This window comes from Azospirillum palustre (genome assembly GCF_002573965.1).
Lineage (GTDB): Bacteria > Pseudomonadota > Alphaproteobacteria > Azospirillales > Azospirillaceae > Azospirillum > Azospirillum palustre.
On the sequence record NZ_PDKW01000040.1, the window covers coordinates 588,928 to 606,848 of the forward strand.

Annotated in this window: 4 protein-coding genes; all 4 read right to left on the reverse strand. The window is 71.2% G+C overall.

All coding sequences use genetic code 11. From position 1 onward, the window contains the following. Positions 1-40: 40 nt before the first annotated feature. The gene (locus tag CRT60_RS12560; protein WP_098736734.1) at positions 41-5,335 is read right to left on the reverse strand and encodes a hypothetical protein; all 5,295 of its coding nucleotides are present in this window, start codon (positions 5,333-5,335) and stop codon (positions 41-43) included. Between the two features lie 14 nt (positions 5,336-5,349). Beyond that, positions 5,350-6,450, reverse strand: a complete 1,101-nt coding sequence (locus CRT60_RS12565) for a hypothetical protein (protein WP_143273229.1) — start codon at positions 6,448-6,450, stop codon at positions 5,350-5,352. 5 nt (positions 6,451-6,455) lie between these two features. Further along, positions 6,456-8,075: a hypothetical protein gene (locus CRT60_RS12570; protein ID WP_098736736.1), complete on the reverse strand. Its 1,620-nt coding sequence runs from the start codon at positions 8,073-8,075 to the stop codon at positions 6,456-6,458. Between the two features lie 72 nt (positions 8,076-8,147). Beyond that, on the reverse strand, positions 8,148-17,918 hold the full coding sequence (locus CRT60_RS12575) for a DUF6603 domain-containing protein (protein ID WP_098736737.1): 9,771 nt from the start codon (positions 17,916-17,918) through the stop codon (positions 8,148-8,150). Positions 17,919-17,921: the final 3 nt, after the last annotated feature.

Below are 17,921 nucleotides of genomic sequence, written 5' to 3' on the forward strand. Positions count from 1 at the left end.
GGTCGATAGGGGATCGGGATGGCGGCGGCGCGGGGCCGCGTCAGCCGGCGGTGACCGGCAGGTCCAGCTCGCTGGAGACCGGCGCCTGCCCGTTACCGGAGATGGTCAATGTTAGCACAGTCGAGGCCGAAGGAGCTGTAATGGTTGTCTGCCCCGTCTGTTTTGTCGTGTCGAGCGGAACTGATATCGCGGCTTGGTTGCCAACCGCCAGGGTTGCCGACGTCGCGTTCAATGTCTGGTAGCTGACCGTCACGGTGGCGCCGGGGGTGGCCGGGCTCGGCGTCGCGCTGAGGAGCTGGACCTGGAGATAAGGCCCCGGACCGAGATGGGCGACCAGCGGCCCGCTTCCCGCACCCGGACCATAGGCGGTCAGCGTGTAGTCCTGGCCGCTGGTGCTCACGGTCGGCGATCCGGGAGACGGATTGACCACATTGTAGGTGACCTGGGTCAGGGTGGCGTCGGTGTAGCGGAACCAGCGGATGCGCACAGGGTTGAAGGTGACCGTCGCCGTCTGGGTGACCGGCCCCTGATAGCCCAGCGCCTGCAACGAGAAGGTCACGCTGGACTGGTTGCCGGACAGGTAGCTGCCGGGAATTACGCTCTGCCGCCCCTGGGCGCCGACGCGCTGCGCGCCGCTGGGGGTGGACAGATAGAGCGGGGTGACGGCGTAGGTGCTGCTCCAGCTCAACACCGCGCTGGCGCCGGTGTCGATCGGGCCGGTCGGATCGCAGGACAGCGTGGCGCTGACCGGCCCGAGATAGGCGGTGGTGACGTCCTGCTTGAACTGACGGTCGTCGGTGTAGAGCTGGAGCGTGTAGATCGTCTGCGCCTGCGACACCGGCATCTGCAGGCTGTCGGTGAAGCTGCTGCCCTGCACCGGGCGCTTGATGTTGCCGGGCTGGATCAGCACGTAGCTGCCGCCCGAAACCGTCCAGTTCAGCGTCGTCGACTGCCCCTGCGCGACGGTGATCGGGTTGGCGTAGAATTGATTGATCGCCAGCGGCTGGTTGGTTTTGGCGATGGTGACGGCCGTGGTGCCGCCGCCGGTGAAGCTCTCCTGGATGGAGAAGGCGGCGGTGCCGACCGCATCGTTGACCACCAGATTGTTGATGTAGACCGACAGGCTGGCGCTCGCCGCCAGGGCCGGGCCGGTCAGCTTGATGTAGGGCGGGTTGGTGCTGAAGAAGGGCAGGGCCAGCCACGTCGGGATGCTGGCGGTCACCGAAACCCCGCCCAGGCTGGTGGCGATGGCGTCGGCGCCGGTGCCGACCGGAATCCTGACATAGATGGTCTGGGTGCCCGTCAGCGCGCTCGTCGCGTTGGGGTTGGTGACGGTCAGCGTCGGCGCGGTCGTCGCGCCGATGATCAGGCTGTTGGGGTCGAACCGGTATTGGTAATAGGGCGGTGTGGTCGCCGTGGGGGCCGCTGCCATGGTCTTGTACCTCTCATGGAACTGCATGTGGGCGAGTTTCTGGTCGGCGACGGGCCGGGACGCCTTGAGCAGGCCGCCGGACTGGCCGCTGGAGGGGGTGGGAACCAGCCCAAGCCAGCCTTCGCGCGCCGCCGGTACGGCCGTCGGCAGAAGCGCCTGGGGCTGGCTGCTCTTCAGGTTCGCGACCGTCTCCCACAGGGTGACGCCGGTCCTGGCGATCCACGACCAGGTGCCGGAGACGTTGCCGGGCAGCGGCATCTGCACCTCGCGCGGGTCGATCAGCAGCGGCCCGACGCGGAAGGTGGCCAGCAGGGTGTTCATCGCCGAAACGACCCCCGGCGGCAGCGAGACCGTCTCCACCGGCAGGATGCCCGAGACGGCGGGGATGGAGCCGCGCGGGTCCATCAGCACCGTCAGCCGGTGGACCGGCCCGTCGGGCAGCAGGGTGAAGGACGGGTCGGGGTTCAGATAGCCCGAGGTGGTGGCCGGGCTGCCCGCCGCCAGCAGGGCCGGCAGCCGCGCCATCGCCCGGCCGAGGTTGCTGCGCGGGTTGCCGGTCCGCGAGGACAGGGCGCGGCGCACGGTGCCGAAGGCGGTGTCGAAGCCGCGCAGCGGATTCAGCAGCGAGTAATCGTCGTCGAGGAAGAAGCCGAGCGCGCCGTTGCCGTCATAGGCGATGTCGCCGACATAGACCGGGAAGGGCATGGCGGTGACGCCGCCGTCGTCGTTCTGGCCGGTGGCCGCCCAGGACTGGTCGTAGGCCGGGTCGCCGTCGAGATGCAGCGCGATGTCCGCCCGCACCACCGCCACCGGCTGCCCGATCAGCACCGCGAGATTGTCGCCGTCCGGCTGCGGCGTCGCCGTGGTGCGCCACAGCGTGACGTCGATGACGTCCAGCAGATCCTGCAACGCCTGGTCGCCGGAGACCGGCCCCTGGGCCAGCAGCCCCTGCACGAAGCCGAGAAGATGGGCGTTGCCGATGGCCGGCGGCGACCCCAGCGGCAGGTTCAGCCCCGGCGCCGGATCCCAGCGGATGCCGCGGCCGTTGTCGGTCTCCACCGGCAGGATCTCGCCCAGCGGCGTCCCGTCGGCGGCGAACACCTGCACGCTGTTGTCCAGATGGTTGGGCAGCAGCCAGCCGGCGACCGGGCTGGTCAGGTTGGACGAGTTGGTGGGGATCGCATCGTCCTCGGCGTCCAGCAGGGTGAGCGCCACGCGGGCCGGCTGCTGGATGCGCGGAGCCACCTGGACGAAGCGCTTGTTGTCCTGGCCGCCGGCGTCCGGGGTGGTGACGCTCTTGGAGCGGATCGGCAGCACGTCCTGGCCGGGGTTGGTGGTGCGCAGGATCTGCCCGAAGGCGTCCACCACCCAGAGCTGGTTGATGACGTAATGGCCGGACCGCACCGGGTAGAAGCCCGGCGCGCTGCCGTCGGTCCCGCTGCCCGGCAGCGGCACGATGGACGGCGCCAGCTCCAGCCAGGACTCGATGGCCGGATCGTCGCTGGTCAGCTCCGTCATCTGGCCCTGCTGCATCAGCATGAACCCGCCGAAGCCGCTCAGCGCCTCGGTGACGATGTCATACTCGGCGATGTCGGCGGCGGCCTGGGTCAGGGCGTCCTGCTGGTACTGCGGCAACTCGTCGAAATTGGGATTGAGTGTGACCAGATCGTTCAGCTTCTCCGCCAGCCCGGCGGCGATCTGGGTGCCCACCAACGACCGGCCGCTGATGGTCTCGCTCGCGGTGCCGATGGCGGTGGCCGTCCAGCTGTAGTCGAAGCCCTCCAGCGTCCAGCCATCGAGCATGCCGGCGGCGGCGTCCGCGGTCGGATACCAGGTGACCTGCCAGTCGATGTAGAGCGGCGTCCAGGGCGGCGACCAGGGCAGCACCGACCGCTTCAGCGGCACGACGCCGGTGAAGCCGACGGCGGCCCCCACCGTCTCCTCGGTGTAGGGGGTGGCGGGGGTGGCGTTCCACGGTGCGGTCTGCTGGGCGGCGATGGTGTTGGCCAGCGTGTCCAGCTGCGCGGATGTCGGCGTGACCCCGGCCTTCTGATAGGCGATGGCGGCCAGGAAGCGCGCGTTGGAGGTGTCGAACAGCATCACCTCGACCAGATAGTCGGTCATCTCCTTCGGCACGCCGGAACTGGCCGGCGGCAGGGTGGGGACGCGGCTGGTGAGGTCGTCTGCATCGATGGTCTGGGTGGTGCCGCCGACCGGCTCGATCACCGTCAGCGCCGACACCGTCTGGCCGGTGAAGCGGCTGAACAGGCTGTCCTCGGGGCCGCCGTCGGTTCCGGGCGGCAGCAGGCGGGTGTCCTGCTGGGCGCCGGCCACCATGACCGTCGTCGCCGCCGGGGCGTGGAACCGCGTGTTCCCGTTGCTGGTCAGCACGAATTCGCTGCCGAGCAGGCCCAGCAAGGCCGTCTTGTCGGTCTCGACGGCGGCGGCCTGGGTTGTGCGCTGGGCGTCGAGCGTCGTCAGGGTGGCCATGACGGCGTCGATGGCGTCCTGGACCGTCTGGGTGTCCGGCGAGAAGGGGCCGAGCTGCTGGAGCTTGTAAACCAGCCCGAAAAGCTGCCAGACATTCGAGGCGATCAGCTGGCTGGTTCCGTCGAGCGCCGCCTGATCGTCGTTCAGCGCGGTCAGCGCCTGGGTCTGGGCCGGCGACAGGTCCACCGTCTGCAGGGTCCGGCCGCGGTCGGACGGATCGTAGTCGGGCCGCGCCACCAGCCAGACGGTGCCGCCGTCGGCCTTGGCGAAGCGCGCCTCCAGCGTCCGGGTGGCGAACACCGACGGCTGCTGGAGATAGTCGAACACCAGATCCTGCTGCACCGCGAGGATCAGATCCTCCAGGTCGGGCTGGTTCAGGATATTGGCCATCCAGGCGGCGATCGCCTCGACGCCGGTGCAGCCGACGGCGACCGACACCGGATTCTGGCCGTTCAGCACCGGGTCGCGCGGGTAGCTCTGCTGCGGTCCGCTCCACGCCATGCCGAACACCATGCCGTGGCACAGCGTCTGGCTGGCGAGCTGCATCTGGATCGCCGGGATGGCGGCCCCCCCGCTGACCGGATTGGCCGCCTGCCACGCCTGCCAGGCCGCTTCCGCCGCCGCCAGCCCGGACTCGCCATGGACGTTGAGCAGCAGCGTGTTCAGGATCGACTGCCACTCGTCCTGGGTGGTGAAGCCCTGCGGGTCGGCGTCGGTGACGCCCAGCAGCGGATCGAAGCCCGAGGGGCTGTACCAGCCGAGCATGGCGTAGGTGACGGTGCCCGCGGACACGTCCGACAGGCTGTCGTAGAAGCTCAGCACATTCAGCGTGTTGTCGTAGGTGACGACCCAGCTGACGGAACCGGGACCGACCGACCGCAGCAGCGGCTGCGCCGGACCGGCCGGGTTGGTCCAGGCATCGAAGGTGAAGGCGCGGCCGACCCACTGGGTGTTGCCGGTCTGGACCGGATCGGGATAGGTGTTGCTGCCCTCCCCCATGTCGCCCAGGAAATCGCCCTGCAACACCCACACGGTGAACACCGGGGCGGCGCCGGGTGTCGTCACCACCGAGCGGGCCACCAGCCAGCGGTTCGGGATCGGCGGGAACAGGACCGACCCGTCGGGCTGCTGGTGCCCCTGGCGGTAGCCCATCGGCAGGGTCGCCTGCAAATGGGCGCCGGTGCCGGGCGGGGCGTTGGCGGGACGGAGCTGGAAGGGCTGCGGCTCGGGATCGACGTTCGCCGGAACCTTGCGGTAATCGATGGCGAGGTCGGCCCAGCTGCCCTGCTGGTTGGGAACGCCGACCAGCAGGCATTCGATGCCGATCGGCACGAACAGGCAGGGGCCGGGCCACAGCGGATCGACGATGGGCGCGGCAGAGGAGGTGGCGGTGTTGGGTTGGGTATCCGTCATGGTCTGCGCTCCGATCAACCCGCGATCCGGCCCACAACGGGGGCGGTGGATTCAGTCTGGGCGGTGACGCCCCATTGGCCCGTCGGGGCGCTGGCGCCCCATTGGAAGGACTGCATGCCGGCCGCCCGCACCATCTGCACGGCGAACTCGGCGGCGGTGAAGGTGCCGGCGCTGTCCAGCGCGCCCAGCGTCTTCATGGCCGCCTGAAGCGACGCGGCCGAGGCGGCGACGTCGAGCACGCCGGCCGCCGCACCGCTGCGCATGGAGACCGCCGCCTGCTGGCCCTGGATCTGCTGGCCGGCGGGATAGGTGCCATAGCCAAGGCCCCGCAGGAAACTCATGTAGCCGCTGGGGAAGCTGGTGGTCGGGCGGACGCCGAAATGCAGGCTTTCCGGCGGCTGGAGGAAATTCACCACCCGGGGCAGCCCGTCGAACAGGGCGATCAGCACATCGTCCGACAGGCGGTCGAGCCGCAGCAGCGGCAGCTTCTGGGTGGCGGCATCGTCGGCATAAGCGCTGACCTCCACCCCCGGCCAGCCGGAAACCGCGGCCGAGCGGATCAGCAGCCCGGTGATCGGGCCGGTCGCCGTTCCGCCGTCGGCGCTGGATTGGGCCGCGGCGGCCTTCAGCGCGGCACCGGCCCGGCTGTGGCCGCTGGTCGCCTTGGCGCGCAGCGACGGACGCACCGTCGAGCTGTGCGACAGCGCCTGATCGACCAGCTGTTCGATGGTCGCCATCATCTGCACGGAATCGGCGCTGGTCGACAGCCCGATGCTCACCGCGCCCTCCAGCAGCCGGTGGATCCAGTTGAGGTCGACATAGAAGAAGCGGATCGATTCCTTGGGCAGCATCCGCCCGTCGGGCGTGATGTACTCGAACGGCACGCCGTAGAGCAGCGCCGCGCGGGCCAGCCAGTCGATGACGGCGGGAGGCGGGTCCGGCAGCTCGACGGTGGGCTGCGTGGCCGCCCGGCCGGAGGCGGCGGGAGCGACGGCGGCCGGCAGGGCGACGCGGGCATGCGCCGGGCCGGAGCGCCGCGCGGCCAGCGCCGGGGCGGTCGCCGTGTCGATGAGCGCCTGCAAGGTGGCGGCGCGGTTGCTGATGGCACGGTCCATGACGATCACTCCGCGGAAGGGCCGAATACGTGGTCGAGCAGCGCCTCCAGCGGATCGGCGGCACCCGTCGCGGCGTCTGCTGAAGCTGCGGCACTCCGCAGGCCGTTACTTTGCAGGCCGGGAGCCGCCGCGACCGGCGGCCGGTCCTCGCGGCGGATCCGGCGGGGAATGCCGGACAGGCTTCCGCCATCGGCGGCGGGAACCGCCACCTCCCGCCCCGCCAGCGCGGCGAACGCCTCGGCCAGCGCCACGGCGGCGGTCTGGTGCGAGAGGGCAAGCGTGCGCCCGCCGCTCCCCGGCCCGGCGGCCGGCAGTGCCAGCATCGTCTCCGCCGTGACCGGCAGCGCATCGGCGACCTGCCCGAGCACCACATTGGCGGCGACCGCCTGATGGAACTCCTTGCGCCACAGGAACATCAGCCGGGCGAAGGTGGAGTCCGACAGGGCGAGCAGCCGGCCGATCTGCCAGGCGGCGGCCTGCGACACGTCGAACAGCGCCGTGGTCGGGTCGTAGCGGATCGCCTGATCGCTGAAGACGAACGGCCCCAGCCCGTCGGCCTTGGTCGGCACCGCGCTGGCCGGGCCGCGGTACCAGGCCGTCGCCTGCTCGCCCACCCGCATGCGGTAGGTCAGCGGCACATAGCCCATCCCGAGCCCCATGGCGGCGATGGCGGACGGGTCGTCGGCGTCCCCATTGCCGGAGGCCGGGATCGGCAGATGGGGCATCTGCACCAGATCGACGCCGCCATTGTCGGGCAGGGCCTGCATGATCTCGATGAAGTCGCCCTTGGAGACATCGGCCTGCACCTTCCACCACGCCAGCGACGCGAAGCGGATGGTGGTGTAGGAGGACGGAATGGTGCTGCCGGCCAGATGGTCCTGGTGCCCCTCCAGCGAGACCAGGAACAGGTAGTTCACCGCCCCCGGCTGAAGCGTCCGGTTGCCGACGACGATGGAGAAGGTGCCATCCTCGTCGAGCCCCAGGATCTCCTTGTGATCGGTGTTGACCTCGCGCACATGGGCCAGCCAGGACAGGTCGGCCAGCGTCGGCGCCACCGACTGGAACAGCGTCACCGGCAAGTCCAGCAGCAGCAGGCCCGTCTGCATGTCGGCCTGCGGGACGCCCGACAGCTGCGGCCCCAGCACCGCCGTGTTCGTCGGCTGGACCAGATCGGACACCGTCCCGCTGTGCACGGGCGACGGTGCGGCGACCGCGCCGGCCTCGCCGCCCAGCTCGGCGGCGGTCACCGTGAGCAGGCCGATCCACGGCGCCGGAACGCTGTCCGCCGGCGGGACGCTGCCGTCCAGCGTGCGTTCCCAGGGCAGCGTGCGGCGGCGCAGCACCACGTTGGGCAGCGTGTTCTCCCAGGAGCCCGTCTGGTTGGCCGGCGGCATCACCGATTGCAGGTCGCCGGGCGCCAGGGCGAAGCGCGGCCCCTGGATCTGCAAGGTCTGCACCGCCGTGTAGGTGGGGGGCGTGTCCTGATCCTTGATGCCATCCACGGTCTGGGTGGCGCTCAGCCGATAGGTCCCGGCGGGCAGCGGCGGCAGGGCCGCCTGGCTGAACCGGATCTGGCCGGGTTGCAGCGCGTCGCCGTCACCGGCCAGCGCGATCGCGTTCGACATGTGGGATCCCCTTCCTCACGAACCTGTCCTGCCAATCGCCCCCACCCCGCCGGGGCGGGGGCACCCGCACCCCTACGCCGCGTTGCTGCGGACGAACCGCAGCAGGGTCGGGCCGCCGGCCTTCGCCGATGCAACCCGTCCCATGCCTTGGCCCAGGCCTTGGCCCAGGCCCGGACGCGGCGCCACGCTGCGCCCCAGCGCCGGGAGCGACAGCCCGTCCCACCCGGCCTCGACCTCGGCCGGCGTGCCGGCCAGCCCATAGACACCGGCCAGCCCCTCGACGCCGCGCACCAGGACGGCATGCCGCTCGCCGTCACCGGCGACTTCAGCGGTCCCCGTCGCGGCCAGAGCCGCGGCGTCGTAGAGCAGGATGGTGCCGTCGCCGGCCGCGATCCGGGCCACGGGGGTCGCCGCCACGCCGTACCCGACCGTCCAGGGGGAACCGGTCGCGGCGATCTTCACCGTCACCGCATCGGCGTCCGCCCTGCGGTCCAGCACCACCGCCACGGTTCCGACGGTGTGGCCGAAGACGGTCTCCACCCAGCCCGGCGCGGTGCTGCCGACGCCGGTCTGGACGCGGTTGCGGGTCAGCATCGCCGCCCCTTCCACCGGTCCCCGTGCCGCAATCGGTGCTGCATCGCGCTGGCCGCGCTGCGGGCGCGGTCCGGCCTGGGGCCGCACGGTGCAGCCGCTGCCGAGCAGGGTGTAGCGGTCGGCCTGGACCAGCGTGCTGTGCCGGTTCCAGCCCGCAACCGCCGCCGTCCCGGCACTGTCCACCCCGACCAGCGTCACCTGGGCGGTGTCGGCAGGCAGGGGCTCGGCAGTGCTGCCGGCCGGCGAGACCAGGCGGCTGGACAGGATACGGCCGGCCTTGTCAAAGGCGTGGACCATCACCGGGGTTCCACCCGTCAGCTCCAGCATCGGCGCTCCCGCCCCCCGTCCGGCATCGAACACCGCGACGGATCCCGGCTGGAGGCTGAGGCCGGCCTCGATGGCGGACGGCGCGGTCCCTGTACCGGCGAGCGTCCGGGCACCGCCGCGCGTCGGGCGGACGTCGGCATCGGCCCAGCGCATCGTCACCCGCGGCGCCGGCAGCAGCACCGATCCCTTGCGGGCGCTCCCCCCGGCCGCACCGACAGCCGCAGCGCTGGCGGACTGGATGCGCCGCGGCGCCGCTGCGGGCAGCGCGTAGGCCTGCGAGGAACCGAGCAGCCGCGGGGCGAGCGGCGCCTCCACCGCTACGGCCTTGGCCGCGCGCTTGGGCTGCGGCGCCGCCAGCGCCTGCGGACCGGAGGTCGCAAGGTCGAAGCCGAGCTCGGCGAGGCTGGGCGCCGCCTGGAAGATCTGGTCGGCGAAGCTGGCCATCACCGACAGGTTCTGGTCGACGATGACCGCGACCTGGGCGTCCTCCAGCGCCTGCATCACCTGGCCGCGCAGGGTCGATGGCGTCGGCGCCATGATGCTTCCCATCAGGACGGCGAAGCGGCCATCCTGCGACAGCGCCGCCGGTGCGGTGTAGACGGGGGTGACGGCGAAGGGCAGCGGCAGCGGGTCGGCCTGCTCGTAGCCGAAGGAGGTGAGCAGGTCCATCGGCGCCAGCGTGTCGACCACATGGTCGCCGGTGGCGGCCAGGGTCATGCCGAAGGCGGCACCGGCGATGAAGTCGGAGGACGGCTTGCCCACCGGGTCGAAGGCCTGCGTCGACCACATCGCCGCCGCCGCACCGCCCGACAGGGTTGCCGGCGTCAGGCCGGGCCGGTCGATGGACAGGGTGGTCCAGACCCCCTGATCGTCCTGCGATTCCAGCGTGACGGCCATCCCGGTCGCGATGTCCGGCAGATCCATCGGCGGGATGCCGAGCGACGGGCTGGAGGCCTGATAGCTGGACTCCGCCACGGTGACGGTGGAGGCCGGCATCACCGACCGCAAATCGATGGCGAAGGGGGCGGACTGGACCGTCGGCCCGAACTCCCCGGCTTCGCTCAGCAGGCCGCTGCTGACCTGGATGTTGACGACCACCTGGGTGGCGTCCGCACCGTCCGTGTTGCCGGAGGAGGTGCCCTCCCCCTCCGCCGCCGCCAGCATCATCGACGCCGTCCGGGCATTTGCCAGGGGAGCCGTCTGCGAGTCCGGCTGCGGCAGCATGCGCGCCTCGAACTCCTCCCAGCTCAGCGGCTGGGTGCTGGACAGGTCCTGACCCTGGTCGCCGAAGGGGATGGTGAAGGAGATGACGTACCAGCTGACCTTGACCTTGCCGGCGGTGGGCGGCCCCCACAACTCCAGCCCGGCCCCCAGCTCGGCGGTCAGCGTCACCTTGACGCCGGCGACCTCGAAGCCGAAGGAGACGCCGACCGACACCTGCACCCCGGCATAGTAATAGAAGGGCTGCCAGGCGATCAGGAAGTCGGCCCCGGCGTTGAACCAGGCCTTGAGCGGCCCGGCCTTGAACAGCGCCTTCAGATAGCCGCCGGCCATGATCATCGACGGCGTCAGGGCGAAATAGGTGCCGCCCGACACGCCGACCGTCATCGCCGAGCTGCTCAGCACCGGCCAGTCGAAGCCCAGCCGCGGCACGTTGGGGTAATGGTCCGGCGGCTGGAAGGACGGGTTGTAGCCGCCCAGCGTGATGACGAAGTCGCCGGCATAGGGGTTCGAGCCGAACCAGAATTTCGCGGCGAAGCCGCCGGTCAGCTTGCAGTCCTTCGCCAGCAGGAACGAGCTGGGGGTCAGCTGGGCGGTGACCGAGATCTCGCCCTCGTCCGGCTTGAACGAGGCGACCAGCGCCAGCTCGATGTAGGCCAGCGCCGCGGAGGGCTGGACCTGCGGCGGCAGGGTGGCGGTGGCGACGCCGATGACGTCGATCTCGAACTCCCGCCCGAACTTCACCAGCAGCATGGCAAAGACGTCGAGGATCTGGAAGCTGGAGAATTTCAGGCCGGCGGCGACCCAATAGCTGCCGATCTGCGGGTAGACGTCCTGCGACAGCACGGCGAGCGCGCTGGCCGGCGTCGGGTCGCTGCCGAAGGTCGCCTGGGAAATGGCGCCCTGGATCAGCGGGAAGGACATGATGTTCCCGGCATCGGGAACGATGATGTTGCGGTTGACCGAGAAGCCGCCGGCCACGCCGTTGACGAAGAAGGCCGGCACGCCGCCCAGCGGCGCGTTCAGGTTCAGGAAGACGAAGAAGGACACCGCCTTGTCGCCGTCGGGCCTGTCCGGATCGACCGGGATCAGCGCGAAGGAACCGACGGCGTAGAGCGAGAAGCTGCCCGCCTTGACCAGAAGCTGGCCATCGTAGCGCAGCGGGTCGTTCTGCTTCAGCAGCCCGCCCGACACGCTGACCGAACCGCCGCTGAACGACACCGACAATCCCGCCAGATCCAGGCTGTACTGGCTGTAGTCGGTGATCTGGGTGACGTTGACGCTCACCGACAGGTCGATCAGCTCGACGTCCAGCCCGGCCAGCGTCAGGCCGCCGTCGAACAGGACGCTGCCGATCTTGGTCGGGTTGTCCCAGCCGATGCCGACCTTGTTGGCATGGACCGGGCCGAAGCTGCGCTGCACCGGCAGCCAGATGCGCGTCTGGCTGCCGCCGTTGCTGTCGTACAGCTCGACGCCCAGATCCTCGCCGGACATCCAGCCGGCACGCATCGAGAAGCCGGGGTTCGCCGCCGGATTGCCGGCCGAGGCGGTGTCGCCCGACCCCAGCAGGTTCTGCGCGACCGGGTTGGTGTTGGCGCCCGGCGTCAGCGTGTCGGGGGCCAGCGAGATGGCGATGTCCTCGACATCGACGCCGCCGCCATAGGCGGTGATCGGATCGGACTGGGCGAAGTCGAAGGTCAGCAGGCCGCGCGGCTTGATCTTCGCCAGTTGGAAGCGGCTGAAATCGACCAGCGGCGTGCCCGCCTTGCCCTGGAAATCGACGCCGATGTTGATCAGGCGCAGCTTGACCGCGGTGAAGTCGGGGATCAGCCCGTCGACCGGCAGGTAGGCCGCGACGCCGGGCTGGTACTGCGACGGGTCCGCCCCGGTCAGCGCGATCCACTCGGTGTCGGTGGCACCCAGCTGGAAGACCAGATAGGGCACCTGCTTCAAGGACAGGCCGGTCGCGGCGAAGCGCACGCCATAGCTGCCGTCCGGTCCGGGTTCCAGCCAGATGCCGCCGCCGTCGGGGAAGGACAGCACCTGGATCTGCGTCTGGGTCAGCGCCTTGAGGAAGCCGGCCAGGAAGCCCTCGACACCGAGCGACTGCAACGACGCCAGGTCGTTCAGCGCATAGGCCCCGTCCTCGGTCACCAGAAGCTGCGAGGCGGTCAGCACCTGCCCCGCCGTCAGGGTCGAGCCGGTGAACAGCGGTGCGTTCAGCCAGCTGACCACCGTCTGGGTGTTCAGCACCACGACCGAGACGTAGCGCGGCAGCGCCTGCACCATCACCCCTTCCAGCCAGACGGCCAGCGCCGCCTCAAGCCGGCCGGCATATCCGTCGCCCGTCGCCACGCCGAACGGCAGCGGCAGCAGCTCGGCGTTCAGGCTGCTGGAGGCGCCGGCCGTCATCAGGGGATCGACCGCCGCCGCGACGCCGCCCCCGGCACTGTCGTAGGACACCGTCAGGCCAGGGCCCTGGTTGAGCGCGATGATGGCCTGGGCCGACAGCCCGAACTGCACGCGCGCCTCGGGCGTGCCGGTCAGCGGCACGCCGACGCCGGTCGGGGTCAGCGCCACCACCACGCTGTCGGCGGCGGTGACCGACAGGGTCGCCCAGATGCCGGCAAGCGTCTCGGCGCCCACGGTGCGCACGCCGGCCATGACGGTGACCGGCACCGACTTGGACGGCGCATAGACCAGCAGGCCGCCGTCGCTCGTGACGCCGCTCAGCGCCAGCTGCAACAGGCTGGCGACGGCGGACGCGGTGGCGGCCGCCTGCTCCGGCTGCAATCTTTCGCGCAGCCATGCCAGCGCCGCCGCCTCCAGCGCCGCCGCGTCGGGCTGTGCGGCGATGAGGGACTGCACCAGGGCGTTGATGTCCAGCGAGGCCGCGGTGCTGCGCAGCGCCGTGACGAACTGCGTCAGCGTCGTGTCGCCCTCGGCGGCGAGCTGGTCGAGCAGTTGCTGGGTCAGCGTCTGCAACAGCGTCTGCGCCACTTCGGCGGCGACCTGGAGGACGAAGGTCTGCCAGCCGCCGAACGGCACGAGGTCGAGCACCGGCTTGCCGTCGCCCTCCTCGCCGACCGTCAGCGTGAAGCCCTTGTCGTAGCCGCCCTGCAGGAACAGCGGCTGGTCCAGGCCGGGAATGGCGGCGGTCAGCCGGCCGCTGCCGCTCAGGCCCGGCTGGTAGTTGGCGGTCAGCGACAGGCCGAAGCCCATCGACTCCAACTCCGCCCCGGCCAGCAGCGGCATCGCCTCGCTCAAGGCCGGCGCCACCGTGAACAGGCCGGTCGCCGGGTCGGCGGTCACCGTCACCTGCAAGCCATAGGGCAGGCCGGACAGCAGCACGCCGCCGGGCGCCTGCGCCAGGGTCAGCCCCCCGGCGGTGCCGGACGGCAGGCTGCCCAGCACCTTCTGGATCTGCGCGATGTTCAGCAGCCCGTCCTGGCCGACCACCGCGTCCGACAGCAGCCAGTCCACCGGCTTCTCGAACAGGCCGAGCGCCGACTTCATCTGCCAGACGCCGGTATCCGGATCGGGGTCGGCCAGCCCGAACGCCTGGAACAGGCTGCGCGCCAGCGGATACTTGGCGAGCAGCATGTCGTCGACCGCCTCGGCGACGAAGGTCGCCAGCACATAGGCCGGGCCGACGGCGGCGAGCTGGTCGATGAAGGCGCTCTGGTCGAACGGCCAGATCACCAGCGGCGTGGGCTGCGGGACCGACCCGTCGCCCCAGACCAGCGAGACCGTCACCGTGGGGGCGCTGCCGCCGACCGTGTAGGTCAGGGTGGACAGCACGCTGAACCCGGCATCGGGCAGGAAGCAGTCCAGCGTGGCCGTGATGGTGCCGGTTTGCAGATCGACGCGCACGGTCATTGAGGGGTCGAGGAAGGATCCCACCGTGAAGCCGCCGCGCGGCAGCGTCAGCGTCATGATCCGGCCGTTGGCCGTGGTCAGGGTGCAGGGGCCGACGGTGAAGCTCTGCGAGCCGTGCGTCATCGCCGCGATGACCGACGAGCGGGCATCCGGATCGGACAGCAGGGCGGTCAGGCGCTGCGACAGTTCGGTTGCGGGGGCGCGGGCGACCGCCAGGATCGCCTCGGCGTTGGCGGCATAGCCGTGATCCGCGTCGGCCACCAGCCCGAGCCCGGCCAGCATCGCCAGCAGCGGCTCCGGCATCTCCGGCAGCGAGAAGCCCAGCGTCGCGTCGATGGCCTGGAACAGCAGCGGCTGCACCGTCGCGTCGGCCAGCGCCGCCATCAGCCGGTCGGTCAGGAAGCCCAGCGGACTGGACACCAGCGCCGTGAAGCCGCCGGGGTCGATGCCGTAGGGACCGTCGGCACTGGCCGCCGGCACCGCCAGCCCGAGGTCGGCGAGGATTCCGTAGACCAGCTGGAAGGTCTCGTCGCCCTTGAAGGCGGCGGCGGCCACGCCGATGGCGGCGTTGACGATGGACAGCAGGGCGCTGTTGGCCGACGGATCGAGCGTGCCGTCCAGCACAATCACCGTGCCGTCGGTCTGCTTGGCCGCCAGGACCGGGGTCGCGGCGAAGCCCGCCGTTCCGCCCGACAGGTCCATGGTCAGCACGACGCCCAGCGTCACGCTCTCGACGGCGACGCCGTCGACCGTGACCAGGGTGCCGCCCGTGCCGCTCAGCACGGCCTGCACCGACAGGCCCGGAACGCCGGAGGCGGCAACCGGCAGGCCGGTGCTCCAGGAGATGCCCATCGGGTCCAGCCGGACGCTGGTCACCGCGGTGACGTCGCCCGCCGTGTAGGACAGCAGCGTCGACAGGCCGGGGACCGCCATGGTCTGGCCGGAATCCTGCCACAGCGTGCCTTGCAGGTTCCACGGCACGTCGAGCGGCACCCGGTAGGGATCCAGCTGGGTGCCGGTGCCGGCGACGGGCGCCGCGGTTTCCGCCGTGCCGTCGATTGCCCAGCCCAGCAGGCCCAGCACCGCGGCGGCGCGGTCCGGCGTGGACAGCACCGCCTTGAGCTGGGCCCGGACCTGGCCGATTGGATCGGTGAAGCTGGTGGGGGCCAGCACCGGCATGCCGTCGGGCCAGTCGATGCCCTGCGGCATGAACGGCCCCAGGTTGGGCAGCAGCCCCAGCCAGCCGTCGAGCGCCAGCCCGCCGCGGCGCTGCGCGCGGTAGAGCGCCACGCCCAGCACCCCGGTCAGGATGGCGCCGAAGGTGGCGGCCTGATCGGTGACCAGCTGCGACAGCCCGGTGGCGTCGGAATAGTTCATGTCGGTGCCGACCGGCTCCGGCACGCCATCGACCACCAGGGTCGGGGCCGCCACCGACATCGACCAGTGCCAGCCGTCGTAGGGGCTCCAGTAGAGCGACAGGCCGCCCTTGTCGATCTGCAGCGAGGCTCCGGCCACCGCGGGCGTCGACACGCCGGACGGCAGCGCGCCGTAGACGCCGATGCCCGGCAGGATCTGCGCCGACCGGATGCCCTGGCCGGCAGCGGCGCCGGCATCGAGCCCCAGCGCCTCGATGCGGAAGGCGAGGTCCAGCGTGTTGCCGGCGATCGGCAGCGTCGCCCCGACGCCGAGGCCCAGCACCAGCCGCTTGGCCGCACCGTTCGAAGTTTGCGTGTCGGCGATGTAGGCGACCAGCGCCGCCGGGCTGCCCGCCGGCCCGAGCGTCATGCTCCAGGGATCGCTGTTGGTGCCGGACCCGGTCACGCCGCCGCTGCCGCCGCCGACCTGCCGCAGCACGGTGCCCAGCGCGTCCACCATGAAGGAGAAGGGCGGCTGGCCGTCGACCTCGACGTCGCCACGGATCAGCGCTGCCCAGTAGCGGCTCAGCGCCTCGACGGGGAACTGGATGGAGTTGGGCAGCCCGGACAGGCTGAAGGGCGGCGTCAGCGACGACGGCCAGGCGGTGGCGCCCGGCGGCGGGGCGACGCCGAGCAGCGCCGCCAGCGACGGCCCGACCTCGCTGTCGGTGCCCAGACCGAACAGCGCGTTGAAGGCGTCGCCGATGGCGGCGTTCAGCTCGGCCTCGGCCGCCGCGACGAGGTCGCCGGGCTGGGTCAGGTCGATGGTGGGATAGCTGCCGGTGGGGGTCGTCACCGACAGCAGCGAGAAGGCGGGCTGAACCGTGGCGCCGCCGTCGGCGACGATGACCGACATGCCGCCGGCCAGCGCGCCGAAGCTGTAGGTGCCGCCGAGGATGGTCCCGCTGTAGAGCGGCTGCGTGATGTCCTTATTGGCCAGCAGGATGCCGGCCTTGAAGCGGCCGGGGGCGACGCCCTGCACCCCGCCGCCGGTGGCCAGCGTGAAATCGAGGATTTCCAGCCCGGCGCTGCCGGTCACCGCGGCGCTGGAGCTGCCCAGCACCAGTGCTGTGGAGGCGAAGGCGAGGCCGGGATAGAAATGGCGCAAGCCCGCCGTGTCGGTCCCGGTGCCGGCGGTCAGCCGCAGGGTGCCGACGCTGCTCACGCTGAGGACGGGCACCGCGAAGGGATCGTCGCGCGTGCCGCTTCCCGACACCGTGGCGTCGGTGCCGGTCAGCCCGCCGACGGCGCCGCCCACCGCCTTCATCCAGGCGGACAGGGTCGGCCCGTCGGTGGCGAGTGCGGTGAACCAGTCGACGAAGGGCCGCGCCACGTCGCCGCCGCTCACTGCCAGGGCGATGAAGCTGTCCCAGCGCAGGATCGGCAGCAGCACGCCGTCGACGCCGGGCACGCTGGCGCCCAGCCCCAGCGCCGGCAGCAGGTAGGACAGCGACGGCTGGTCGCCGACCAGCTTGCCCAGCGCCGTCACCGCCAGCGCCGCCGCCGTCGCCAGGATCTCGGCGCCGCTGATCGCCTGGAGGTCGGCCAGCGTGAAGTCGCGGGCGCCCGGCGCGGTGGGCAGGGTCAGCTGCGTGATGACCAGCGAGACGTTGACCGCCGGGTCGGTCGCGGGCGACAGGTCGACCGTCAGCCGCACGCCGGTGAAGGAGAAGCCGGCCGCGTCGATCAGCGGCCCGTCGCCGCCGGTGACCTCGAAGCCCATGGTGAAGGGATGGCCGGCCTGCCCGACCACCACCTCGACGCCGCCGTTGCCGAGCAGGGCGACCGGCACCATGCCCCAGACCTTCAGGTCGATGCTGGAGGGGCCGTCGGCCACCAGATCCAGCTCCGCCTTCTCATCCGTCCCCAGCGTCACCGTGGTGGTGTACATCACGCCGAGGCCGAACACCGTCAGCGGCTCGCCGCTGCCATTGCTGTCGGACGACACCGGCTGGGTCGCCAGATAGAGGCCGCTCGGCGTGTCGGTGCCGGGCTTGTTGATCGGATACCAGGTTCCCAGCGCCCCCGGCTCCCGCACCGGAATGCCGAGCGAACTGCCCGAGGCCTGGCCGATCAGCTGGGCGATCACCAGGGCCAGCGTGACGGCGTTCTCGCTCATTCCCTGGCCGGTCTTGCCCACCGGGTCGGTGAACCAGTCGGGGTTGAGCTGATAGACGCCCTCCTGCCCGTCGACCGGCAGCAGCAGCCCGCAGGCGACCGCAAGCTGGATGGCCGGAGCCTCGACGCCCGCCGCCTCGATCAGGATGGGGCTGGAAGCACTGGTCAGGTCGACGGCCAGAGGATTCTCGGCCAGAAGATCCGCGGCTGCGGCCCCCCGCAGCGCAGTGGAGCGCGCCGGAACGATGCCGGTGCGCGCGGTCCCTGTGGTCTCGGGCTCTGTGGTCACGGG

What these genes read in the sequence shown, in the direction of transcription:
- CRT60_RS12560 (WP_098736734.1), bottom strand. Translation starts at nt 5,335, where the DNA reads ATGACGGATACCCAACCCAACACCGCCACCTCCTCTGCCGCGCCCATC.
- CRT60_RS12565 (WP_143273229.1), bottom strand. Translation starts at nt 6,450, where the DNA reads ATGGACCGTGCCATCAGCAACCGCGCCGCCACCTTGCAGGCGCTCATC.
- CRT60_RS12570 (WP_098736736.1), bottom strand. Translation starts at nt 8,075, where the DNA reads ATGTCGAACGCGATCGCGCTGGCCGGTGACGGCGACGCGCTGCAACCC.